At 62.1% G+C, this 24,662-nt stretch carries 18 protein-coding genes; 13 read left to right on the top strand and 5 right to left on the bottom strand.

Annotation, left to right across the window (positions count from 1 at the left end):
• Window positions 1-29: 29 nt before the first annotated feature.
• On the bottom strand, window positions 30-806 hold the full coding sequence (locus ACFFP0_RS23105) for an N-formylglutamate amidohydrolase (protein ID WP_377264564.1): 777 nt from the start codon (window positions 804-806) through the stop codon (window positions 30-32).
• Between the two features lie 172 nt (window positions 807-978).
• Between ACFFP0_RS23105 and ACFFP0_RS23100 the strand changes: the two genes are divergently transcribed.
• The 6 genes from ACFFP0_RS23100 (at window position 979) to ACFFP0_RS23075 (ending at window position 6,587) form a co-directional block, all read left to right on the top strand.
• Window positions 979-1,881, top strand: a complete 903-nt coding sequence (locus tag ACFFP0_RS23100) for a MurR/RpiR family transcriptional regulator (RefSeq protein WP_377264563.1) — start codon at window positions 979-981, stop codon at window positions 1,879-1,881.
• Window positions 1,882-2,002: 121 nt separating this feature from the next.
• The gene (locus tag ACFFP0_RS23095) at window positions 2,003-3,106 is read left to right on the top strand and encodes an ABC transporter substrate-binding protein (RefSeq protein ID WP_377264562.1); all 1,104 of its coding nucleotides are present in this window, start codon (window positions 2,003-2,005) and stop codon (window positions 3,104-3,106) included.
• 69 nt (window positions 3,107-3,175) lie between these two features.
• Window positions 3,176-4,051: an ABC transporter permease gene (locus ACFFP0_RS23090; protein ID WP_377264561.1), complete on the top strand. Its 876-nt coding sequence runs from the start codon at window positions 3,176-3,178 to the stop codon at window positions 4,049-4,051.
• A 10-nt stretch (window positions 4,052-4,061) separates the two neighbouring features.
• Window positions 4,062-4,850 carry an ABC transporter permease gene (locus ACFFP0_RS23085; protein ID WP_377264560.1) on the top strand — a complete coding sequence of 263 codons (789 nt, stop codon included), beginning with the start codon at window positions 4,062-4,064 and terminating at the stop codon, window positions 4,848-4,850.
• 12 nt (window positions 4,851-4,862) lie between these two features.
• Window positions 4,863-5,924: an ABC transporter ATP-binding protein gene (locus ACFFP0_RS23080; RefSeq protein ID WP_377264559.1), complete on the top strand. Its 1,062-nt coding sequence runs from the start codon at window positions 4,863-4,865 to the stop codon at window positions 5,922-5,924.
• Between the two features lie 87 nt (window positions 5,925-6,011).
• Entirely contained in the window at window positions 6,012-6,587 is a 576-nt protein-coding gene (locus tag ACFFP0_RS23075) for a DAK2 domain-containing protein (RefSeq protein ID WP_377264558.1), read from the top strand.
• A gap of 60 nt (window positions 6,588-6,647) precedes the next feature.
• Here the strand turns inward: ACFFP0_RS23075 and metH are convergent, their stop codons facing one another.
• Window positions 6,648-10,412, bottom strand: a complete 3,765-nt coding sequence (metH, locus tag ACFFP0_RS23070) for a methionine synthase (RefSeq protein ID WP_377264557.1) — start codon at window positions 10,410-10,412, stop codon at window positions 6,648-6,650.
• Between the two features lie 167 nt (window positions 10,413-10,579).
• Here metH and ACFFP0_RS23065 point away from each other — a divergent pair, with 167 nt between their 5' ends.
• Both ACFFP0_RS23065 and ACFFP0_RS23060 read left to right on the top strand, forming a co-directional pair.
• A complete protein-coding gene (locus ACFFP0_RS23065; RefSeq protein ID WP_377264556.1) occupies window positions 10,580-11,836 on the top strand; it encodes an AGE family epimerase/isomerase in 1,257 nt (418 codons plus the stop codon).
• An 82-nt stretch (window positions 11,837-11,918) separates the two neighbouring features.
• Window positions 11,919-12,404 (top strand): MgtC/SapB family protein, encoded by a 486-nt coding sequence (locus ACFFP0_RS23060; protein WP_377264641.1) that lies wholly within the window; start codon window positions 11,919-11,921, stop codon window positions 12,402-12,404.
• 71 nt (window positions 12,405-12,475) lie between these two features.
• Here the strand turns inward: ACFFP0_RS23060 and ACFFP0_RS23055 are convergent, their stop codons facing one another.
• From ACFFP0_RS23055 to ACFFP0_RS23045, 3 genes are all read right to left on the bottom strand, one after another.
• Window positions 12,476-15,400 carry a hybrid sensor histidine kinase/response regulator gene (locus ACFFP0_RS23055; protein WP_377264555.1) on the bottom strand — a complete coding sequence of 975 codons (2,925 nt, stop codon included), beginning with the start codon at window positions 15,398-15,400 and terminating at the stop codon, window positions 12,476-12,478.
• A 173-nt stretch (window positions 15,401-15,573) separates the two neighbouring features.
• Entirely contained in the window at window positions 15,574-17,757 is a 2,184-nt protein-coding gene (locus ACFFP0_RS23050) for a putative bifunctional diguanylate cyclase/phosphodiesterase (protein WP_377264554.1), read from the bottom strand.
• Between the two features lie 207 nt (window positions 17,758-17,964).
• Window positions 17,965-19,524: a UbiD family decarboxylase gene (locus tag ACFFP0_RS23045; RefSeq protein WP_377264553.1), complete on the bottom strand. Its 1,560-nt coding sequence runs from the start codon at window positions 19,522-19,524 to the stop codon at window positions 17,965-17,967.
• A gap of 153 nt (window positions 19,525-19,677) precedes the next feature.
• Between ACFFP0_RS23045 and ACFFP0_RS23040 the strand changes: the two genes are divergently transcribed.
• The 5 genes from ACFFP0_RS23040 (at window position 19,678) to ACFFP0_RS23020 (ending at window position 24,280) form a co-directional block, all read left to right on the top strand.
• Window positions 19,678-20,658, top strand: coding sequence for a Bug family tripartite tricarboxylate transporter substrate binding protein (locus ACFFP0_RS23040; RefSeq protein ID WP_377264552.1), 981 nt, complete (start codon window positions 19,678-19,680; stop codon window positions 20,656-20,658).
• 268 nt (window positions 20,659-20,926) lie between these two features.
• Window positions 20,927-22,444, top strand: a complete 1,518-nt coding sequence (locus ACFFP0_RS23035; RefSeq protein WP_377264551.1) for a PAS domain S-box protein — start codon at window positions 20,927-20,929, stop codon at window positions 22,442-22,444.
• Window positions 22,437-23,051, top strand: a complete 615-nt coding sequence (gene fixJ / locus ACFFP0_RS23030) for a response regulator FixJ (protein WP_377264640.1) — start codon at window positions 22,437-22,439, stop codon at window positions 23,049-23,051. The genes ACFFP0_RS23035 and fixJ overlap by 8 nt, the downstream gene beginning before the upstream one ends.
• A 115-nt stretch (window positions 23,052-23,166) precedes the next feature.
• Window positions 23,167-23,511 carry a response regulator transcription factor FixJ gene (locus ACFFP0_RS23025; RefSeq protein ID WP_377264550.1) on the top strand — a complete coding sequence of 115 codons (345 nt, stop codon included), beginning with the start codon at window positions 23,167-23,169 and terminating at the stop codon, window positions 23,509-23,511.
• Between the two features lie 115 nt (window positions 23,512-23,626).
• On the top strand, window positions 23,627-24,280 hold the full coding sequence (locus ACFFP0_RS23020) for a helix-turn-helix domain-containing protein (protein WP_377264549.1): 654 nt from the start codon (window positions 23,627-23,629) through the stop codon (window positions 24,278-24,280).
• Window positions 24,281-24,662: the final 382 nt, after the last annotated feature.

Here is a 24,662-nt window from a genome sequence, read left to right as displayed (position 1 = left end):
TGCCTGCAGCTTTCACTGCTCCCCGGGTCTTATCCTTGGATGTCCGCGAGCCCCTCCCGCAGCAATCCTGCCAGGAAATCGGCCACGACCCCTTGGCCGGTTTCGTCCGCTATCAGGTCGTTCCTGATCTCGATCATCACGTTCAAAAGCCCGGCCGGCAGGGCATGGACTTCCAGCGTGTGGGTGACGCCGTCCGCCGGCCCGTAAGGCTCGTTGCGTTCGACGCGATAAAGATGTGTGCCGCCCGCCGCTTCCAGCATGCGGTCGGCAAGCCGGCTGTCCCTGTCGTGCAGGATGCCGATCTCCACCGGCCTTTGTCTGCCGAAATAGACGGGGGTGAAACTGTGGACGGTGACCAGCACCGTCCGTTGCCCCCTCGCCCGCCGTTCCGCAATCTCTTCGCGGATGCGGGCGTGAAAGGGCAGATAGAGCGCCGTGGTCCGGCGCGACTTCTCCGCCGGCGAAAGGTTCTCATTGCCGGGAATGCGGAAGACCTCGCTCACGCCGGGCATCGCGGAAGGCGATTCCGGCGGGCGGTTGCAGTCGTAGACGAGGCGCGAGAAACGCTGGTGGACGAGCGCCGCATCGAGGCTCCTCGACATCAGCCTGGCAACCGCGAGCGCGCCGGGGTCCCAGGCGATATGCGAGGCAAGCGCCTCGTCCGGGAGCCCCAGATTGCCGTAGCGCTCCGGAAGGCGCCGCGAGGCATGCTCGCAGACCAGCAGAACCTCTCCCGCGCCTGCGGCGTTTTCAACCGCGACGGGCTCCCCGTCTGCCTTTGAGAAGAATTCCGACTGAACCAGCATGAATGCGTTCCGCACAATCCGACCGAAATGGGAATAAGAAGAGAATTCTTCACTTTCCGGCCGACGTCAACGTAAATCTGAAAACTTCTCTTCAACGCCCCCGTTGACTTCTCGCCGGAAACGATTGTTAATCTTTCCGGCAAACCGGCGGAGACCGGAGGGGAAAGCTTTCGTGCCACCAACCGCACGCACCGTATCGGATGTCATTCGTGTTCGTTACGACAGCCTGACGCGCGCGGAAAAACAGTTGGCCGACAGCCTGTTGGAGAACTATCCGGTGTCGGGGCTCGGCAGCATCACGACGATCGCGGAAAACGCCGGCGTATCGACGCCGACGGTCGCGCGCATGGTGCAGAAGCTCGGCTACAAGGGCTATCCCGAGTTCCAGTCGCACCTCCACCAGGAACTCGAGGCGACGATCTCCAACCCGATCGCCAAGCACGACCGCTGGGCCTCGAACGCACCCGGCACGCATATCCTCAACCGCTTCGCCGATGCGATCACCGCCAATCTGCGCGACACGCTGTCGGATCTCGACACGACGACTTTCGAAGGCGCGACCGCCCTGCTGCGCGACAGGGACCGCAACATTTATTTCGTCGGCGGCCGCATCACCGGGGCGCTCGCCGAATATTTCTTCACCCATATGCAGGTGATCCGTCCGAAGACGACGCTGATTTCCAACAATTCCAGCTCCTGGCCGCAGCATGTGCTCAACATGAGCCCCGGCGACGTGCTGGTGATCTTCGACATTCGCCGCTACGAGCAGGAGATGGCGACGCTGGCAGAGGCCGCAAAGGCCAACGGCGTCGTCATCGTCTTGTTCACGGATGTCTGGGCTTCCCCCGTCGCCAAACATGCGCAGCATGTCTTCAAGGCGCGGATAGAAGCACCATCCGCCTGGGATTCCTCGGTTGTCACGCTCTTCATCGTGGAGGCGCTGATCGAGGCGGTGCAGAGCGCCACCTGGGAGGAAACCCGCGAACGCATGAACTCTCTGGAAGGCCTGTTCGAACGGTCAAGACTGTTCCGTCGGCCCAGCCGCCAGATACGCCCCGACCAGTTTGGGGGATAAGCGGAATATGCCGGCAAACCGGGAGATCCATGAGCAAATGCTCACGCTCCGAGCTGTCATATACGATACATAAACTGGCTCTACGAGTCGCGCCGACACGACCTGAACCTAGGAGGATACCGTGCTCAACAGGACCCAACGTCTTCTTTCGATGACGACCGCCATCGTCATCGCCTCGGCCAGCCTCGCTGCCGCCGAGCCGAGCGCCGAGCTGATCGCTGCCGCCAAGAAGGAGGGCACGCTGACCACGATCGCCCTGCCCCATAGCTGGTGCGGCTATGGCGACCTGATCGCGGCCTTCAAGGCCAAGTACGGCATCGAAGTGAACGAGCTGAACCCGGATGCCGGTTCGGGCGACGAAATCGAAGCCATCAAGGCCAACAAGGGCAACAAGGGCCCGCAGGCTCCGGACGTCATCGACGTTGGTCTCTCCTTCGGCCCGTCCGCCAAGGCCGAAGGCCTGCTGATGCCCTACAAGGTCTCCACCTGGGACAGCATTCCGGACAGCGCCAAGGATGCCGAAGGCTACTGGTACGGCGATTACTACGGCGTCCTGTCCTTCGTCGTGAACACCGACATCGTGAAGAACGTGCCGAAGGACTGGGCCGATCTGAAGAAGCCGGAACTGGCCAATTCCGTCGCGCTGGCCGGTGATCCGCGCGCTTCGAACCAGGCTGTCCAGGCCGTCTATGCCGCCGGCATCGCCGCTGGCGAAAAGGATGCCGCCAAGGCCGGAGCCGCCGGTCTTTCGTTCTTCGCCGACGTCAACAAGGCCGGCAACTTCGTTCCGGTGATCGGCAAGTCCGCCTCGCTCGCCCAGGGCTCGACCCCGATCGTCATCGCCTGGGACTATAACGGCCTGTCCTGGCGCGATAGCCTGAAGGGCAACCCGCCGGTCGAGGTCGTCGTCCCGGCTTCCGGTGTTGTCGCCGGCGTCTATGTCCAGGCGATCTCCGCCTTCGCGCCGCATCCGAACGCCGCCAAGCTCTGGATGGAATTCCTCTATTCGGACGAAGGGCAGCTCGGCTGGCTCAAGGGCTACTGCCACCCGATCCGCTTCAACGATCTTGCCAAGAACAACAAGATCCCGAAGAACCTGCTCGACGCCCTGCCGCCGGCTGCGGCTTATGAAAAGGCCGTCTTCCCGACGCTTGCCGAACAGGAAGCCGGCAAGTCCGCCATCACCACCAAGTGGGACGCGACCGTCGGCGCCAACGTACAGTAACATGACCGAACAGGGCCTTCCCGCAGCATGGCGGGAAGGCCTCTTCCTCCGGCAGAGGCCCCGCGCCATATGAGCACCGCCACCGCGCCCCTGATCGATCGCCGCACCGTCATAGACTGGCTCGGAATCGCGCCATTCATGATCTTCGCGCTGATGTTCCTGATCGTTCCGACGCTCTATCTGGTCACGGGGGCGTTCTTCACGCCGGACGGCCAGTTCACCTTCAAGAACATCGCCGACCTTTTCACCCCCTCGATCATGAGCGCCTACTGGATCAGTATCCGGGTGTCGGTCGCCTCCGCGCTCGGCGGCGCGCTGATCGGTTTCTTCCTCGCCTGGGCGATCGTGCTTGGCGGCGTCCCCTCCTGGGTTCGCTCCGGCCTGCTGACCTTCTCGGGCGTCGCCTCGAATTTCGCCGGCGTGCCGCTCGCCTTCGCCTTCCTCGCCACCTTAGGGCGCACCGGCCTCCTAACCGTGCTGCTGCGAGACTGGATCGGCTTCAATCTCTATTCGACCGGCTTCAACATCCTCTCCTTCTTCGGCCTCACCATCACCTACATGTTCTTCCAGATCCCGCTCATGGTGCTGATCCTCACGCCGGCGCTCGACGGAATGAAGAAGGAGTGGCGGGAAGCCTCCGAGATCCTCGGCGCCTCGACCTGGCAATACTGGCGCATGGTGGCGCTGCCGATCCTCTGGCCGAGCCTGATGGGCACGACGCTGCTGCTCTTCGCCAATGCCTTCGGCGCCATCGCCACGGCCTATGCGCTCACCGGGTCGTCGCTCAACATCGTGCCGATCCTGCTTTATGCCCAGATCCGCGGCGACGTGCTGCACAACGCCAATCTCGGCTACGCGCTGGCGCTCGGCATGATCGTCATCACCGGCGTTTCGAACATTCTCTACATCCTGCTGCGCATGCGCGCCGAACGCTGGCAGAAATGAGGGGGCGGAAATGAAGACAAGCAGGGCCCTCGCCTGGTTCGCCATCGCCATAGGCTGCATCTATTTCTTCGTGCCGCTGATCGGCACCTTCGAATTCTCGCTGCGCATGCGGCGCGGCGAATATTCCCTCGACGCCTATCAGTCGGTCTTTGCGGACGTCCAGTTCCAGCAGACCTTCGGCTTTTCCATGCTGATGGCGCTACTCACCATCATCTTCGGCATGCTGCTCGTCGTGCCGACGGCCTACTGGGTGCGGTTGCGCCTGCCGCAGATGCGCCCAGTGGTGGAATTCATCACCCTGATGCCGCTGGTCATTCCGGCGATCGTCATCGTCTTCGGTTACCTGCGCCTTTACAATTCCTCGTCCTGGATTCCGTTCACCGGCTCCACGCAGGGCACCAACGTCCTGCTGGTGCTGTCGTACATCACGCTCTCCCTGCCCTACATGTATCGTGCCGTCGACACGGCCATGCGCGCCATCGACGTGAGGACCCTGACGGAAGCCGCCGAAATCCTCGGCGCCAAGTGGCCGGCCATCCTGTTCCGCTGCATCTTTCCGAATGTCATGTCGGGCGTGCTGTCGGGCGCCTTCATTACCTTCGCCATCGTCATGGGCGAGTTCACCATGGCGGCGCTCCTCAACCGGCCGGCATTCGGCCCCTACCTGCAGCTCGTGGGCGCCAACAAGGCCTATGAACCCTCGGCGCTGGCCATCATCGCATTTGCCGTCACCTGGCTTTCCATGGGGCTGATCCAGCTCGTCACCCGCTTCAGCAAATTGGCGCCCTCCCGCCCTTAAGGAATTTCCTGCATGTCGTTCCTGATACTCGAAAACATCAAGAAGAGTTTCGGCCAGACGCAGGTCGTCAAGGATTTCAACATGGCGATCGAGAAAGGCGAATTCATTTCCTTTCTCGGCCCGTCCGGCTGCGGCAAGACAACCGTCCTGCGCATGATCGCCGGTTTCGAAACACCGAGCGGCGGCGAGATCACGATCAACGGCAAGAACCAGAACCGTCTGAAGACCAGTCAGCGCAACATCGGCATGGTCTTCCAGGCCTATGCGCTGTTCCCGAACATGAACGTGTTCGACAACGTCGCCTTCGGCCTCAAGATCGCCGGCAAGCAGAAGCCGGAAATCGAGGCGCGCGTGACGGAGATGCTGAAGCTCATCCATCTGGAACATCTTGCCGATCGTTATCCCTACCAGATGTCCGGTGGCCAGCAGCAACGCGTGGCGCTGGCCCGCGCGCTGGCACCGAAACCGCAGGTCCTGCTGCTCGACGAACCGTTGTCCGCGCTCGATGCCAAGATCCGCGTCTCGCTACGCGAGGAAATCCGCCAGATCCAGAGGCAGCTCGGCATCACGACGGTCTTCGTCACACACGACCAGGAGGAGGCCTTGTCCATTTCCGACCGGATCGTGGTCATGAATGCCGGTCGCGCCGACCAGATCGGCACGCCGTCGGAAATCTACAACCGCCCGACCACCCGCTTCGTCGCCTCCTTCGTCGGAACGCTCAATATGATCGAGGCGACCGTCGCCGATCCGGACGCCAACACGGTCAAGGTCGGTGAAAACGTGATCAGGCTCCGCGAGTCTGTCGGCGCATTGAAGCCCGGCGACAAGCTGTCGATCGCGCTTCGCCCGGAAGCCGGTTCGCTTTCCGAAAGCGCCAAAGGCGACACGTCCCTGACGGGCTCGGTGATCTCGTCGCATTTCCTCGGCTCCGTCATCCGCACCAAGATCGATGTCAGCCGCAATCAGATTTCCTTCGACATGTTCAACGCCCCGGATGCAGTCTTGCCCCAGGCCGGCGAAACGGTGACCTTGCGGTTCAACGCCAGCGACTTCCTGATCGTTCGCGACTGACAAGCCGATTGCCCGCATTGCCACTTGCAAACAACCCGCCTGTTCCTCCACGCTTGATGCGAGAGGACGCAATCAGAGGCAGGATGGATGAAGGCGGCCGATAGCATCTCCATGGTCGAAATGTTTTCCGAGATCGCTGTCGCGATCGACGAGAACCGTTCCGTGCTGTCCGGGAAGAACCAGGCCGAATGGGAGCATGGCGCAACGATGAGCGCCATGTTCGGCGCGATCGAAACCGCGCTTGCCGGCCTGGAGCCCTCCGAATGGAGCCCCGGGCGCTATTTCGATTTTGCCGCCGAAACCTTGCTCGCCATGGAGGGTATCGAGCCACGGCTCTACGCCGCCGCCTTCCGGCGCGCGGGAACCACGCTCCTCAGACGCAAGCGGCTCGGGCCTGAGGAATTCGGCCTGGCCTTTACCGCCATGGCCTCGGGCATCCGCGACCATGCCGGCAACCAGCCAAGGGACCAGGTTATCGCCGACGTCTGGGAGAAGGCCGCGGCTGCCTATCTCGACGCAAGCAAACGCGATCTGCCGCTGGCCGACTGTCTTCAGGCCGCCGCCGCGGCGGCAAGAGGCCTTGCATCGACAACCGAACACGGAAGGCCCTTTGCCCTTTCCGCGAGCCTCATTATCCGCGCCATGCACGACGCGCTGAAATAGCCGGCTTGCCGGCTGCCGTGGCCAGATGCAAAGGCATCCGGCCCCGAATGCCTCGCGCGGTCAGGCTGCGTCTTCCACGGCGGAAGACGGCACGTAGTTGAGGACCGGGCTCAGCCAGCGCTCAACCTCTTCGAAAGACATGCCCTTGCGCCTGGCATAATCCTCCACCTGATCACGCTCGACCTTCGCAACGCCGAAATAGTAGGATTCCGGATGTCCGATATAGAGACCCGAAACCGATGAACCGGGCCACATGGCGTAGCTTTCGGTAAGCTCGACGCCTGTCGCCGCCGTCGCATCCAGCAGCCCGAACAACGTCGCCTTTTCGGTGTGGTCGGGCTGCGCCGGATAGCCGGGAGCCGGACGGATGCCGCCATAGGCTTCGGTAACCAGATCCTCCGAGGAAAGCTCCTCGTCCGGCGCGTAACCCCAGAACTCCTTGCGGACACGCTCGTGCATGCATTCCGCGAACGCTTCGGCGAAACGATCGGCCAGTGCCTTGACGAGAATCGACGAATAATCGTCGTTGGCCCGCTCGAAACGTTCGGCGATCGCGACTTCCTCGATGCCCGCCGTCACCACGAAACCGCCGACATAATCCTGAAGGCCCGTCGAAAGCGGCGCGACGAAATCGGAAAGCGCCACGTTGGGGCGGCCGTCCCGCTTCGAAAGCTGCTGGCGCAGGGTGAAGAATGTCGCAAGCTCGTCCTTGCGGCTGTCGTCCCCGAACAGCCGGATATCGTCGCCCACGGCATTGGCCGGCCAGAAGCCGATCACGGCCCGCGGACGGAACCACTTTTCGGCGATGATCTTCTCAAGCATCGCCTGGGCATCGGCATAAAGCTGGCGGGCGGCCTCACCCTGCTTCTCGTCTTCCAGGATCGCCGGGAAACGGCCTTTCAGTTCCCATGTCTGGAAGAACGGCGTCCAGTCGATATATCTGGCCAGCTCCGCAAGGTCGTAGCTCTCGAAAACCTTCGTACCGGTGAACTGCGGCCTCACCGGCTTGTAGTTCGACCAGTCGAGCTTTTCTGCATTGTCGCGGGCGCGCGCGATCGAAAGACGGGTCTTCTCCGCTTCGGAACGCGCATGTGCCGCCGCCACCTTGGCGTATTCCGCCTGTATGGTGCCGACATAGCCTTGCTTCGCCTCCGGCGAAAGCAGCGAGGACACGACGCCGACGGCACGGCTAGCATCGTTGACATAGACCGCCTGGCCGCGATCGTATCGCGGATGGATTTTCACCGCGGTATGGACGCGGCTCGTGGTGGCGCCGCCGATCAGAAGCGGGATATCGAAACCCTGCCGCTCCATCTCGGACGCCACATGAACCATCTCGTCGAGCGATGGGGTGATCAGGCCGGAAAGCCCGATGATGTCGACCTTCTCCGCAATCGCGGTTTCGAGGATCTTGGTCGACGGCACCATGACGCCGAGATCGATGATCTCGTAATTGTTGCAGGCCAGCACGACGCCGACGATGTTCTTGCCGATATCGTGGACGTCGCCCTTCACTGTCGCCATCAGCACCTTGCCGGCGGACCTCCTCTGATCGCCGCCGTTCTGGCGCTTTTCTTCTTCCATGTAGGGAAGCAGGACGGCAACCGCCTGCTTCATCACGCGGGCGGATTTCACCACCTGCGGCAGGAACATCTTGCCGGAGCCGAAGAGATCGCCGACGATGTTCATGCCGGCCATCAGCGGGCCTTCGATGACGCTCAGCGGCCGATCCGCGTTCTTGCGCGCCTCCTCGGTGTCCTCCTCGATGAATTCGGTGATGCCGTTGACCAACGCATGCGACAGGCGCTTCTCGACCGGCCATTCACGCCAGGCGAGATCCTGCGCCTTGGCTTCCTTGGAGCCGGTCCCGCGATAGCGTTCGGCGATTTCCAGCATGCGCTCGGTCGCATCGTCGCGACGGTTCAGCACGACGTCCTCGCAGGCCTCGCGCAGCTCCGGCTCGATGTTCTCGTAGATCGCCAGCTGACCGGCATTGACGATGCCCATGTCCATGCCCGCCTGGATGGCGTGGTAGAGGAACACAGCATGCATCGCCTCGCGCACCGGCTCGTTGCCGCGGAAGGAGAAGGAAAGGTTGGAGACGCCGCCCGAGACATGCACCAGCGGCATGCGCTCGCGGATCGTCCGTGTCGCCTCGATAAAGGCCACGCCGTAGTTGTTATGCTCCTCGATACCGGTGGCCACCGCGAAGATGTTCGGGTCGAAGATGATGTCTTCGGGCGGAAAATCCGCCTCCTCGGTCAGAAGCTTGTAGGCGCGCTCGGCGATCGCCACCTTGCGCTCGTAGGTATCCGCCTGCCCATGCTCGTCGAAGGCCATGACGACGACAGCCGCGCCATAGTTGCGCAGCAGTTTCGCCTGGGCGATGAACTTCTCCTCGCCCTCCTTCATGGAGATCGAATTGACGACCGGCTTGCCCTGCACGCACTTGAGACCGGCCTCCATGATCTCGAACTTGGACGAGTCGAGCATCAGCGGCACGCGGGCGATGTCGGGCTCGGCGGCGATCAGGTTGACGAATTCGACCATCGCCTTTTCGGAATCGATGAGGCCCTCGTCCATGTTGATGTCGATGACGGCTGCACCGTTCTCCACCTGATCGCGGGCGACGGCGAGCGCCGCCGTGTAGTCGCCCGCCGTGATCAGCTTGCGGAATTTCGCCGAGCCCGTGACATTGGTGCGCTCGCCGACATTCACGAAGGGCACGTCCTTGGTGAAGACGAAGGGCTCCAGGCCGGACAGCGCCATGAACGGCTTGTGCTCCGGCACTTCGCGCGGCTTGAACGACGCGACGGCATCGGCGATCGCGCGGATATGTTCCGGCGTCGAGCCGCAGCAGCCGCCCACCACGTTGACGATGCCTTCCTCGGCAAAACCATGGATCTGGCGGGCCATGTCGTCCGGCGTCTCGTCGTAGCGGCCGAACTCGTTGGGCAGGCCGGCGTTCGGATAGGCCGAGATGAAGGTGTCGGCAACGGCCGACAGCTCCTGCAGGTGCGGACGCATGGCATCGGCGCCGAGGGCGCAGTTGAGGCCGATGGTGAAGGGCTTCGCATGCCGCACGGAATACCAGAAGGCGGACGGCGTCTGGCCCGACAGCGTGCGGCCGGAAAGGTCGGTGATCGTGCCGGAGATCATCACCGGCAGATGAATTCCCTTGGCCGCGAAACGCTCCGCGCAGGCGAAGATCGCCGCCTTGGCGTTCAGCGTGTCGAAAATAGTCTCGATCAGGATAATGTCCGCGCCGCCATCGATGAGCCCGTCGAGCTGCTCGCAATAGGCGATGCGCAGGTCGTCGAATGTCACCGCCCGGTAACCGGGATTGTTGACGTCGGGAGAGATCGAGGCGGTACGGTTGGTCGGGCCGATGGCGCCGGCCACGAAACGGCGGCGGCCGTCTTCCTTTTCGGCCCTGAGCGCCCCGCGCCGCGCCAGCCGGGCGCCATCGCGGTTCAGGTCGTAGACCGCATTCTCCATCTGGTAATCGGCCTGCGCGATGCGGGTCGAGGAGAAGGTGTTCGTCTCGATGATATCGGCGCCGGCCTTGGCATAACGATAGTGGATTTCCTCGATCGCCTGCGGCTGGGAGAGGATCAGAAGGTCGTTGTTGCCCTGCTGGTGGCAGGCGCAAGCGGCAAAGCGATCGCCGCGGAACTGCTCCTCATCGAAGCCGAGCCCCTGGATCTGGGTACCCATGGCCCCGTCGATGACAAGGATGCGCTCCCGCGCGGCTGCCTGGAGCGCGGCAAGGATTTCAGCGCCGTCGCGGCGGGCGCCTTCCGGACCAAACAGTTCATCAAACATGGGCGCTCTCCCGTAATCGCAACGAACAGACTTAACCATATAAAGATGTCTTTATGTGAAGTCCAGCAGCTTGAAGCATTCAACCTCAGTTTTGCCGATGACAGACCATTGCAGGGAAGTTATAGCCTCCAGTGAGACACGACAAACGAAGAGACCGGGAGACGGATATGAGCGAAGGCGGAGCGGCGGTACACCACTGGAGCAACCTTCCCTACCATCGTCGCTGGCTCATCGGGCAGGCGGATGGCCTGTTCGATTTCTTCCAGTACCGTGCGATCAACCCGAAAGGCGGCTTCTTCGACCTCGACGACCAGGGCTCGCCGATCGGCGGGGCCAATCCGACGCGCGGCATTCATGCCTCGGCGCGCATGGTGCATTGTTTCTCGATCGGCTACCTGCTTGGCCGTCCGGGCTCGGGCGACATCATCGACCATGGCATGCGCTACCTCTGGGAACGGCATCGCGATGCAGAACATGGTGGCTATTTCTGGCAGGTCAATGACGACGGCGCGGCCGACGCGAACAAACAGGGCTACGGCCATGCCTTCGTGCTTCTGGCGGCCTCATCCGCAAAGGTCGCCGGCCATCCTCTTGCCGACAGGATGCTCGCCGACATCACCGATATCCTGGAGACGAAATTCTGGGAGCCGCGCCACGGCGCAATCGCGGAAGAGTTTAATCGCGACTGGTCGCCGATCGACGGCGGCAGCTATCGCGGCCAGAATTCCAACATGCACCTGACCGAAGCTCTGATGGCGGCTTACGAGGCGACCGGCGAGAAGACCTATCTCGACAAGGCCGAAAGCATCGCCGATCTCGTCATCCGCCGCTCGGCCGGCAGCGTCGGTTTTCGCGTCGCGGAGCACTTCGATCCGGAGTGGCGGATCAACAAGGACTATTACCATCCCGACGAGATGTTCCGCCCGGCCGGCACCACGCCTGGCCACTGGCTGGAATGGGCGCGTCTCGTGCTGCAGCTGTGGGCGCTCGGCGACAAGAAGCAGGCCTGGATGCCGGACGCGGCCAAATCGCTCTTCGTCCAGTCCATGTCACTTGGCTGGGACAAGGAGAAGGGCGGCTTCTTCTACACGCTCGACTGGCAGGACAAGCCGGCCAAGACCAACAAGCTCTGGTGGCCGATGTGCGAGGCCGCGGGAGCAGCCCATTTCCTGAACGAGCACCTGCCGGCCGACCGTTTCTACGAAGACAGCTACCGGCTGATCTGGGGCACGATCGCCAACCGCTTCATCGATCGCAAGAACGGCGGCTGGCACGAGGAACTGACGGAAGAGCTCGCTCCGGCTCACACGCTCTTCCCCGGCAAGGGCGATATCTATCACGCCTTGCAGGCCTGTCTCATTCCCCTCTTTCCGGCAACGGGCAGCTTGACCAGGGTCATCGTAGAGGCCGACGGACGCATCTGATCCCTCATCGCAAGACGGCGGAACCATCGACGTCCGGATCGGTTTCCAGTGTCACGGAACGGTGACACTGGAATTCAGCGCCATGCTCAACAGCCTTGCCGAAGAATTTTCCCACGAGGCCCCGGTCGCGATCGACATATTGCTGGTGAGGCTGGTCGGAGCCGCGATCCTCAGCGGCCTGATCGGCCTCGAACGGGAGTTCCGCAACAACTCCGCCGGGTTGCGCACCAACATGCTGATCGGCCTTGCCGCAGCCGTCTTCGCGCTGATCGGGCTGCAGCTGATGCATGAATTCGCCAACCAGCCCAACACCGTCCAGTTCGATCCGATCCGCCTCATCGAAGCGATCACGGCAGGGATCGCATTCCTGGCCGCCGGCGTCATCATCCATACCCGTGGCGATGTAAGGGGGCTGACCACGGGCGCCAGCATGTGGCTGTCCGGCGCGATCGGGCTCTGCGTCGGTCTCGGCATGTGGGTGGTCGCGGCCATGGCGACGGGCGCGGGCATCGTCATCCTCTGGCTGCTGCGCAAGACCGAGGTCGCTGCCGGCACGAAGGAGAATTGACCGCCTGGAGTCCTTCGGCCATCCGGCTCCGTTTGAGCCGTCAGAACGCGTCAATTCAATCCCGAAAGGATCTAGTCACCCGACCGCAGCACGACCATGGCGCGGATACGGGTGAGGAGCATTTCATAGTCGTAGGGCTTTACTATCAGTGCGGCATGGCTGAGCGCCTCCGCCTCCGGCACGTTCTGGTCGCCCGTCGCGAAGATGACCGGCAAGAAGGGCAGCGCCTCCCGTATCTTCAGGACGAGCTCGGGGCCGCTCATCTCCGGCAGATGCACATCGGTGATGAGGATATCGACGGACTGGCTGCCGATCACGGCCAGAGCTTCGTTGGCCGATCCCGCCTCAACGACGATCATGCCGGAATCCTGCAGAAGATCCGCCGTCGATATCCGGATCAGCACCTCGTCTTCGACCAGGAGCACGGTGATCGGCAAATCCGCCAGTGTGGCTTGCCCGGCAGCGGATGCGGCAATCGCCGAAACCGGCCGTTCCACCGAACGCGATGGCGCGCCCTCCCGCCCCTGCTCGATCACCTGCCTGATCTTCCGCGCCAGCGCCTCGCGCGTATAGGGCTTGCTCAGCAGGTTGACGCCGGGATCGAGCCGTCCGCCGTGGACGATCGAGTTCTCCGTGTAGCCCGACGTGAAGAGTATCCCGAGATGCGGCAGCCGCTCCTTGGCCTTCCTTGCGAGGTCGCGACTTTTCAAACGCCCGGGCATGACGACATCGGTGAAAAGAACATCGATCGGAACACCGCTCTCGATGATCGCCAGTCCGCTGTCGGCATCCCTGGCCCTCAGCACCCGGTAACCGAGCTCGGAAAGCAGGCCGATGGTGATCTCGCGCACGGCTTCGTCGTCCTCGACCACCAGAACTGTCTCGTCGCCGCCCGATGCTCCACCGCCGAGGCTTTCGGCAACGGCGTCTTCCTCCTCCATCGATCGCGGCAGATAGATGCGGACGGTCGTTCCGCTGCCGGGCTCGCTATAGATCCTGATATGGCCTCCCGACTGCTTGACGAAGCCGTAGACCATGGAAAGGCCGAGACCGGTGCCCTTGCCCTCCGGCTTGGTCGTGAAAAAAGGATCGAAGACCTTTTCCAGAACGTCCGGCGTCATGCCGTCACCGGTATCGGTCACGGCGAGCATCACATATTGCCCGGCCCGCACGTCGAAGGCCTGACGCGCATATTCGTCGTCCAGGAAGGCGTTGCCGAGTTCTATCGTCAGCTTGCCCTGCCCGTTCATCGCATCCCGCGCGTTGATCGCAAGGTTGAGCAGGGCGTTTTCCACATTGCTGGGGTCGACGAGCGTGTTCCAGAGCCCGCCGCCGACGATCGTGTCGATCTCGATCGCCTCGCCGAGGCTGCGCCGCAGGAGATGGTCCATTTCGCGGATCAGCCGGCTCAGATTGATCACCTTGGGCTGAAGGGGCTGACGCCGGCCGAAGGAGAGAAGCTGGGAGGCGAGCCGCGCGCCGCGCGAAGCGCCGGCAAGCGCACTCTCCAACCGCTTCTCTGCAGCCTCGTTGCCGGCGACCTCACGGGCGAGGAGCTGCAGATTGCCGGTAATGACCTGCAGCAGGTTGTTGAAGTCGTGCGCGATGCCGCCGGCCAGATTGCCGATCGCCTCCATCTTCTGGCTCTGGCGAAGCACCTCCTGCGTCCGCTCGAGCTCGATCGTCCGTTCCTCGACACGGTGGCCGAGAGTGACGGCAAGGTCGGACAACTGCGTCTCGGTCTGTTTCTGCTCGTCGATATCGGTATTGGTGGCGACCCAGAGGGTTATCTCACCGTCATCCTTCCGGATCGGCACGGCACGGCTGATAAACCACCGGTAGATGCCATCATGCCGGCGCAATCGGATCTCCGTCTCCAGCCAGTCGCCGGTGCGCAATGCCTCGCCCCAGGCCGCCGCGATCCGGGGCACGTCGTCGGGATGCAGCATCTCCGAACGCCTGTCCTTGTCGAAATAGAAGGACTCCAGTCCGCTATAGGCGAAGATCTGGTCGTTGCACCATTGCATCCGGCCATCCGGTGTCGCCGTCCAGACCTGCGTCGGCAGCGACTGCGCAAGCGTCCGGAAACGATCCTCGTTGTCGCGCGCGGCCTCCTGCGCCCGCCGCAGGTTGGTCACGTCATGCCCCTGCACGAAAATTCCCGTCACCGCCCCGTTGCGATCCCGGATCGGCTGGTAGACGAAATCGAGGAAGCGCTCCTCGGGAGCCTTGTCCTCGCGCGGCTGGAGAAGAATACGGGTGCTGTGCGCACTGTAGGGAGTGCCCGCCCGGTAGACCTCGTCGAGCAGTTCGTAGAAACCCTGGCCGGCAATATCCGGCAGGGCTTCCCGCACGGTCTTGCCGATCAGGTCCTCCCTGCCGACCAGCACCCGGTAGGCCTTGTTGGCGATGACGAAGATATGCTCCGGCTCGCGCAGCACCGCCATGAAACCCGGCGCCTGCTCGAACAGCATGCGCAGATATTCGCGTTCTGCGCCGAGAGCCGCGTTCTGCCCCTGTACCGCGTCGGCACGACGCAGGAGCCCGGCATGGACCTGAAGGGAGCCGTCATCCGCCAGCCGGCTGCGCAGCAGGTGCAGTTCGGTCACATCCACCGTATGCTGCAGGATGAAAACGACCTCGCCAGCCTCATCCTTGAGCGGCGTATGCGTAGCGCTCCAGTAGCGCTCCTCCATCTGCCCGTCCGAACCGGCAATCGGATAGGATACGAGCGACATATGGTCCACCTCGCCCGTCGAAAGGACCTTGGCGAAGGATTGGCGCAGCATGCGCCCCGGCACGGATTCCGGATCGCTTGGAAAGGCGTCGAACATATTGCGTCCGAGAAGCTCCCCGCGGCTGCGTCCGGTGACGGCGAGATAGGCATCATTCATCCCTACGAGCCGCAATTCCCTGTCGAGAATGACATAGGGATTGGGCGAGAGGTTGAACAACTGATCAAGGTCGATGTCGGAAAGCTCCGTCAATCGGAACATGCGTCGTCCCTATGCCACTACGGCGGCAGGTTACAGGCTTTCCGCGACGATTGACAATTGAAATCAAGAGAATGCTGAAAAGCACCATCGGGGATTGTCGCGATACGCTAAGAAATACCTAACGTGGCAATTCCGCTTCCAGCTCCGGTACGAAAGGAAACTCCGCTGCGGGGTCAATGGGCGCCGAGACGCCGTTCCTCCTCCCACTGGACGAACAGCATCGCCACCTCATCGGCCGGCATCGCCCTTCCGTAGCGATAACCCTGCCCCGCCTCGCAGCCCATCAGGCGCAACGCCTCCTCCTGCTCGAACGTCTCGATCCCTTCGGCGATCGTCCTCAGGCCCAGTTCCCTGCCGAGCATGATGAGAGCCCGCGTGATGGCGGCATCGCGCGGTTTGGTCAGCAGGTCGCGCACGAACCCCCTGTCGATCTTCAGCGTCGTCAGCGGATAGCGTTGCAGCGACCCCAGCGAAGCATAGCCGGTGCCGAAGTCGTCGAAGGCGATGCCGACGCCGAGTTCACGCAAGGACTGGATCGCTTCCAGCGACTGATCGTCATCCTTGAGCGTGATCGTTTCGGTGATTTCGATCTCGAGGCAACGCGGATCGAGGTCATATCGGGCAATCAGATCGGCCACGCCACGCGACAGGTCGCCCGCCCTCACCTGCGCGGGAAACAGATTGACGCCCATCTTCACGGAAGGATAACCAGCCGCCTTCCAGGCCGCCATCTGCCGGCCCGCCTCCTCCAGCACCCAGAAACCCACATCGAGCGCGATCGAACTCTGCTCCAGCGCCGGCAGGAAAGCAGCCGGGGCCAGGAGCCCACGTTCGGGATGCTGCCAGCGGATCAGCGCCTCGACCCCGAACACCTCGCCGGTCCCGATGATCACCTGCGGCTGGTAATGCAGTACGAGTTCCCGGCGCTCCAGAGCCCGCAGCAGCTCGTCCCTGAGCGTTCGTCTTGCGAGCGTCTCGTTGCGCATCGCCGGCTCGAACATGCGAACCATGCGCCCGCCCGCCTGCTTCGCACGGTAGAGCGCGAAGTCGGCGCTGGCGACCAGTTCCTCCGCATCCGAGCCATGATTGGGAGCAAGCGAAAACCCGACGCTCGCCCCCACACGGAACGTGTGGCCGGCAACCTCGAAGGGCGTATCGAAAGCGCCGATCACGACATTTGCCGTCTGTTGCACGATGCGCGGATCGCCCGTCGCCGGAATGAGGGCCGCGAATTCATCCCCGCCGAAACGGGATACCGTGACATTGCGATCCAGGACGGACGGCAGGCGCACGCCGATTGCCTGCAGCAGCGCATCTCCAACCCCGTGGCCCAGCCGGTCGTTGACGTCCTTGAAACCGTCGAGGTCGAAGAGAAGCACCCCGAACGGCCTGCCCTGCCGGAGCTCCTCGCGCAACAGGTCCTCGAAGCGGCGGCGGTTGCAAAGTCCCGTCAGCGTATCCTGGCTGGCGAGCCTGAGAAGCCGGACATCCCGGTCCCGCCGCTCGGAGATGTCGCTGATGATGGCGCCCATGCCGACGCCACGTTCGTCATGCCAGATCGACAGGGCGATCTCGATCGGAAATTCGCTGCCGTCCCGGCGGCGGGCGGAAACCTCGACGGTCTTGCCCTTGAGCTTGGAATCCCCGCCAGCCGCCACGCGCGCCAGACCGGCATTGTGAGCCGCCCTGAAACGCTCCGGCACGATCAGGTCGAGCGTGCTGCCGATCATCTCCTCCCGGTCGAAGCCGAACATGTCGAGCGCCGCCCGGTTCACGAATTCGATCCGGCCCTTGGGATCGACGGTGATGAGCGAAAGCTCGGTCGCATCGGCAAATCTGGCCGCCGTCGCCTGGGGAATGCCCTCCCGGCGCAGTTCGATATGCTCCATCACCATGGTGGCGAGCCCGGCAAGGGTCCTTCTCTCGCGCTCGGAGAAACTCTCCCTCACCTTCGTATCGGCGATGCAGAGCGCCCCGATCCGGTAACCGTCCGGCGTGGTCAGCGGCGCTCCGGCGTAGAAACGGATGAACGGTTCCCCGGTGACGATCGGCAGGCGCGAAAAGCGCACATCAAGTCGCGCATCCGGGACGACCAGCACGCCGTCGGCCCTGATCGTGTGATCGCAGAGGGATTCCGACCGCGGGGTTTCCTCCATCTCGAACCCCGAGCAGGCCTTGAACCACTGGCGGTTCTCCTCGATCAGGGTCACGAATGCCATGCGCGTGGAAAAGAGCTCCGACGCGAAGCGGCAAATGCGGTCGAAGCGGCTCTCAGGCCCGGTGCTGGCGATACGGTAACGATCCAGAGCGTCGAGTCGTCTGCGCTCCGCAATATCCATGCTGTCGGCGTGAGACATCTCTGCTCCAGGAACTGGCTGCGGACGCCCACCATACGACCTATACATTAGAAAAAGGATAACAACACAACCCCAAGAAATGAATGATACGAGGGGCAGGCAAAGTTATCCGGTCGGCTTGTACTTCCGTATCCGGTTCAAAATGAACGCTTCCGGACCCGTTTCTCCAGAAGATCGTATCGAATTGGCACGATGCCCCGATAGGGATCACGCCTGTTTTGGCAAATAGTAACGCCCGCGTTCGTCGCGCTCCAGTCCCCCGGAGCGGAAGGCATCGAGTTCACGCACCACCTCGCGGCCATCACGGCTGCCGACGGCCGCCATCAGCTCCTCGAAATGCTTCGGACCGTCCTTCAGCGCCGCTTCGAGCGAAGGGAAACGGCTCCCCGGATAGCTCGGAGCCTGCGGCGTCACCAGTTCCCAGTTCTGGGCATGCTGCACCGGCCAGGTGAGGTCGTAACCGGCCTTGGCGCCGGAGCGCGCGCCGTGCAGCGACGGATCGAGCGGCGAGAGGCGCACACCGGTGGCGATCACGAGATCGCGGTCCGCCTGGAAACGCGTGCCGAACGCCCACTCCATCTGGCTGTCGTCGAAAATGTCGATATCCGGATCGACGACGAAGACATTCTTGACGCCGACTGCGCCGAGAACGGCATAGAGCGCCGAACGGGCCTCGCCAGGATAGGTCTGGCGGATGGCAAAACGCATGCTCATCGAACCGCCGGCCGCGACCGGCGCATAGACGGCGACCGGCTGCCGCACGACCTCGCCGAGGATCTTCCAGACATTCATTTCCATGCGAAGCGCTTCGAGATTCGACGTGTCCGTATAATCCATGCGATTGCCGCTGATCGTCGCCGTCTGGAAAAGCGCGTCCTTACGATGGGTGATCGCGGTCACATGGAAAACCGGATTGGTCTTCACGACGCCGTAATAGCCAAGATACTCCCCGTAGGGACCTTCCTTTTCGACATAACCGCGTTCATCGAAATAACCTTCGATGACCATTTCGGCATCCGCGGGAACCATGATGTCGTTCGTCACGCACTTGACCACCGGCAAAGGCGCGGCCCGCAGCGAGGAAATCAGTTCGAGTTCGTCGACAGGTTCCTTCATAGTCGCGGAAACCATGTCGATCGGATGGCAGCCGACCACGTAAGCGACGTTCAGCCGCTCGCGCCGTCCGGCGGACGCCATGTACATGACCCGAAGATCGCTCGGCGCGATGAGGTCGACGCCGGCCTCCCGCGGTCCGCGCAGCATCAGGCGGCGCAAGCCGCAGTTATAACGGCCGTCCTTCGGATCGATCGTATAGTCTATCGTCGCGGAAATGTAAGGCGCGCCATCGAGAGCATGCTGCACATGGACCGGCAGCCTGAGCAGGTCGGCGTCCGCGCCGGTCAGCACGACCTCCTGCACGGGAGCCTCGTTCCCGGAAAGCTTCACCAGCTCCGGCTTCAACGACAGACGACGGCGCATCTCGAGCGCGACCTCGCCCGCCGGCACGCCGAAGGCTTTCGCAAGCCGCGACCGGCTGCCGACGACATTGCCGGTCAGCTCCTGCCCCTCCGGCCCGACGTTCCTGAACCAGACCGCCTTCGGATTGTTCTGGAGGATGGCGGCGACATCGGCAAGGTCGACCTTCTCCTCCCGGATATCCAGCTCGTCGCCTCCCAGGCTCTCGACGAAACGCCTCAACCGGAAACGGTCGAGGTCGAGCGCGCCGGCCGATTTGCCAGCGGATCTGGTTGTCGCATTGACGGTCATCTTGTCCTCCCGAAACGCGTTTTCCGCGCCGGTGTTTTCTATCCGTAATAGTTGATTAAATCAAATATAATTATACAATGTTGCATGACGTCGCATTGGGAGGTGCGACCGGCCGGCTTCGATCGGAGCTGGATCACCTATGGGAGGGACTTCATGTTGCACATCACCCGTCGCGTCATGCTGGTGGCTGCAGCCGCCCTGGCAGGCAATGCATTCGGCCTTTCGCAAGCGAACGCCCAGGCGAATTATCCAGGCCAGACCATCAGCATGATCTGCGCCTTTCCGGCAGGCAGCGGCGCGGACGTCATCGTCCGTTATTTCGCCGAAAAGATCGCCAGGCTTTCAGGCGCCACGATCATCGTCGAGAACAAGCCGGGCGCAGGCGGCAACATCGCTGCCGAATATGTCGCCCGCGCCAGACCGGACGGCTATACGATCTTCTTCCATACCGGCAGTGCGGTCGCCGGAAACATGCACATGTTCAGGAAGCCGCCGATCGACGTGGTGAAGGACCTGCAGGTTGCCGCAACGATCAACAAGCAGCCGCATATGATCGCCGTTCCGGCCTCAAGCCCCGTCAGGAACATGCGGGAGCTTACGGAATATCTGAAGAAGGAAGGTTCGAACGCCAGCTACGCCGTCAACAACACGTCGGGAAAGGTCCTCGCCGCCATCTACAAACAGGAAGCCGGTCTGGAAACGGTCGAGGTCGCCTACAAGACCAGCGCCGATTCGGTGAACGACATGATGAGCGGCGCCATGGCTTTCGCAGCCCAGGACCCGGTCTTCTCCCTCGCCCAGCTTCGGGAAGGCCGCTATCGCCTGCTTGCGGTCAGTTCCGGCAAGCGCATTCCGGGTGCCCCGGATGTCCCGACCATGACCGAGGAAGGATATCCCATGGATCAGGTCGGCTGGTTCGCGATGATGGTTCCCTCCGCGACGCCAAAGGAAATCGTCGGCAGGATCAACGGCTGGACAAAGGAAGTCCTCGGCCAGGACGAGGTCAGGAAATTCGTGACCGACCAGGGCGGCGACGTCTTTGTCAGCACGCCGGAGGAAGGGCAGGAATATCTGAAAAAGGAAGTCGCGGCCTGGGCGGATTATGTCAAGATCGCCAATATCCCCCAGCAGTGACACCGCCGGGAGCTTGCGCTAGGCTCGATGCGGACGCCGCCCCGCGGAAGCGCCTGCGGGCGCGGCTCCCGTCTGCCGAAGGCGACGCATGTCAACCTTTTCATAAGCAAGTGCCTAAAAGCATGTGCATTGTTGAGAATGTGATCGCTTCCACCATTGGACGTTGTGTTATGCATCGTGCTAGAACGCATTTCGGCATAGGTGGTCGGGTTTCGCATGCACGAACAGAAGGGAATTCTTTTCACACGGTCGATCGCGGGTGGACGCTATGGACACACGGACGATCGCCGATAAGACGGATGATTTTATCCAGTCTTTTCTGAGCCGCCGGTTTTCTGCCGCTGAAATTTGTCTTGTCACGGCAGCGGGCGTGCTGATCGCGTTTGTGCTGCGCCTTGTCTTTTATGGCGTGCTTGCCGACGGGCCGACATTCATCTTCTTCATCCCGCCGATTCTCTTTGCCGCCGTCATCGGCGGCATGCGCTTCTCCCTTTTCGCCGTCATCCTTTCGCTTCTGGCGATCTATGCGATCAGGGAGTTCTCGCCGCGAGGCGCCACGTCGTCGGAAATGGTCACTATCGGCATTGTCGGCGTGATCATCGCTCTGATCGGGCAAATCCTTCACTCCGCCCACAAGACCATCGAAAAAACGCAGGCCAGGGCGGATTCCCGCGAGGCCCATCTGCGTTCCGTTCTCGACACGGTGCTCGACGCGAGCATCGTCAGCACCAGGGACGGGACGATCGTCTCCTTCAATGCGGCGGCGGTCCGTCAGTTCGGTTACACCGAAGAGGAAGTGGTTGGACAGAACCTCCGGATGCTGATGCCGGAACCCTATCGCCAGGAACATGACGGATATCTGGAAAGATACCTCCGGACCGGCGAAAGGAGAATCATCGGCACCGACCGGGTCGTGGTCGGACGACGCAAGGACGGTTCCACCTTTCCCATGAAGCTTGCCGTTGGAGAAACCCGGTCGGAAGGGGAAACCTTCTTCACCGGCTTCATCCGCGACCTGACGGAGCGGGAGGAATCGGCCGCCCGCCTGCAGGAGATCCAGGGAGAGCTGGCGCGGCTGGCGCGCCTCAACGAAATGGGCGAAATGGCTTCCACGCTGGCCCATGAACTCAACCAGCCGCTTTCGGCAATCGCCAACTATGTGCACGGGTGCGCGCGCCTCCTGCGGGACCTGGACGAGCCAGTTGCGGTCCGCATGCGCGAAGCCCTGCAGGAAACGGCCAAGCAATCGCTCCGCGCCGGACAGATCATCAAACAGCTCCGCGAGTTCGTCACCAAGGGCGAGACGGAGAAATCGCCGCAGAACATCCGCCGGCTGGTCGAGGAAGCCGGTGCATTGGCCCTGGTCGGCTCGCGCGAAAAAGGCGTCCGGACGATCTTCGAGTTTACGCCGGGACCGGAAACGGTCGTGGCCGACCGCATTCAGATACAGCAGGTGCTGACAAATCTGATACGCAACGCCATCGAGGCGATGCGGGACTCTCAGCGGCGCGAACTGATCATCCGGACCGTCCAGGAGAACGACGGCATGATCGCCGTGATCGTCCAGGATACCGGTCCCGGCATTCCCGACGAGATCGCGGAACAGCTTTTCAAGCCTTTCGTCACCACCAAGCCGGGCGGCATGGGGATAGGCCTTTCGATTTCGAAACGCATCGTCGAGGCCCATGGCGGCGAGATGACGGTGTCACGCAATCCGGCCGGAGGAGCGACATTCCGCTTCACGCTTGCGATCGACAAGGAGGAACGTGAGAATGCAGATGGATGATTATACGGTCCACATCGTCGACGACGAGGAGCCGGTCAGGAAGTCCCTCGCTTTCATGCTGACCATGAACGGCTTTGCCGTACGCGTCCATGAAACCGCTTCATCTTTCCTGCAGTTCGCACCGAGCATCCGCAACGGCATACTGGTGACGGACCTTCGCATGCCGGACATGACCGGCGTCGAGCTGATTCGCAGACTGACCGAAAGCCGGGCGAAGATCCCCGCAATCGTCATCACCGGCCATGGCGACGTTCCGATGGCCGTGGAAGCGATGAAAGCCGGCGCGATCGATTTCATCGAAAAGCCCTTCGAAGACACGATCATCGTCGATGCGATCCAGCGCGCCGCCGGGCAGCTTTCGGAGAAACTGATCGACGTCGAGGACATGACCGAAGTCCAGACACGCCTCGAAAGCCTGAGCGACCGGGAACGCCAGGTGCTGGCCGCCGTCGTTTCCGGACTGCCGAACAAGTCGATCGCCTATGACCTCGATATCAGCCCCCGGACGGTCGAGGTGCATCGGGCGAATGTCATGTCCAAAATGAAGGCGAAAAGCCTGCCCCAGCTCGTCCGCATGGCAATCGCCGTGGGTTTCAGCATCCACTGACGGTTCGGTAAATAAATCCTGATTTCTTGATCTATCGCAAAGCGCGCGGTCCCGTGAGGCCCTAGATGCCTGAGGCAGGCGGTAGTTTGGCCGTCCCACCCGCGCGGGAAGTTTTGTGCTGGCAGCATCGGGAAAAATCATTGTCATCGCGCCGGATCTCGGTCTCCGGCAATCGCTGACATTTGCGCTTGAGGTAGAAGGGTATCAAGTTGAAGCCCATGCCTCATGGGGCAAGAATTATGCCCCCTCCAAATCGGCGCTTTGCATTATCGTCGACGACCAGGTGCTCCGGTTCCGCAACGACGCCCTGCAATTTCTCCTGCATTCGGGCCATGCAGTCATCCTGCTGACCGACGGCCTTTCTCCGCCTCTCGAAAACAGCCCCGGACAGACCCTCACGAAACCGTTCGACGGAGCTGCCCTCGTGGGCATGGTGAAGCGCTTCGCGCGAACCTCCTGAAATCATCCATCAGCACCACCACCGCCGCTACGTAAATACCCGTAGTGATACAACCGAATTTTTCCCTTTCCCGTCTTGAGGCATCTTGAGATCACAGCAAGGGGAGAAACTGACGATGCAGACCGCAACCGCCTACGCCACGAGACGAGACCTCGCTCCGAACCGGCCGATGACGATCGCATCTCCGGCAGTGACCTTTCCACGGACATACCCCACCGTCACCTTCAATACCGGAGCGGAAATCTACGCGCCGGGCGACAAGGCCGGTACATTCTATCAGGTTGAATTCGGCGCAGTGCGTGTTCATCGCCTGCTGTCGGATGGAAGGAGGCAGGTCATTGCCTTTCATCTGGCCGGGGAGACCTTTGGGTTCGAGGCGGACCGGACCCACAGTTTCTTCGCCGAAGCGGTTAGCCAGACGGGGCTGCGGGCGATCAGCCGTCCCGCCAACGACGAAGCTTCACCGGAGCTTCTCACCCTGGCGCTGCGCGGAATGCTGCGCGCCCAGGAACATATCATGATGATCGGCCGCCAGACGGCGGTGGAGCGGATCGCCGGCTTTCTCATCGACATGGCGGACCGCCAGGGCGGGCTCGAATACTTCGACCTGCCGATGAGCCGGCTGGATATCGCCGACTATTTGGGCCTGACGATCGAAACGGTGTCGCGCGTCTTCGCAAAACTCCGTTCGTCCGGCCTGATCAAACTGCGGAGCATTCGTTGCGTCGAATTCAAGAAGCCCGAAGCACTCCGCAGCCTCTGTGCATGAAGTGAGCAGTAATACCCGGCGAGAGCAATACCATTCATTCGCCGGTTCGGAAGTGCATATCGAAATACCCTGAGTGCATATCGTAATATCTCAAGACTCTCCTCTCTCTGACTGCTTGGCGGCAGGTCGTCTACCCCCTCGGACGGCCTGCCGTTGAGTTTTTCGAACTCTCCGGGAAACCCTTTCCGACAACACGATCGGCAGCACTCCTCCATGGAGCGGCACGACAGGCCCTGTTCCCGGCCACCCCGTTTCCTTCCGCAATCCGGACCAGCCGACCGCTCCGGCGGAAGCGATATCACGCTTGACGATATATTCGTGAAAATATATCGATTGTCGTAAGCTCTCCCGAAGGGCATGTCGATAAAAGCGAGCAGGCGCA

Source organism: Neorhizobium puerariae (assembly GCF_042429745.1).
Lineage (GTDB): Bacteria > Pseudomonadota > Alphaproteobacteria > Rhizobiales > Rhizobiaceae > Neorhizobium > Neorhizobium puerariae.
Note: the sequence above shows the minus strand (reverse complement) of the source record. Positions and strands in the feature narration are given on the sequence as shown.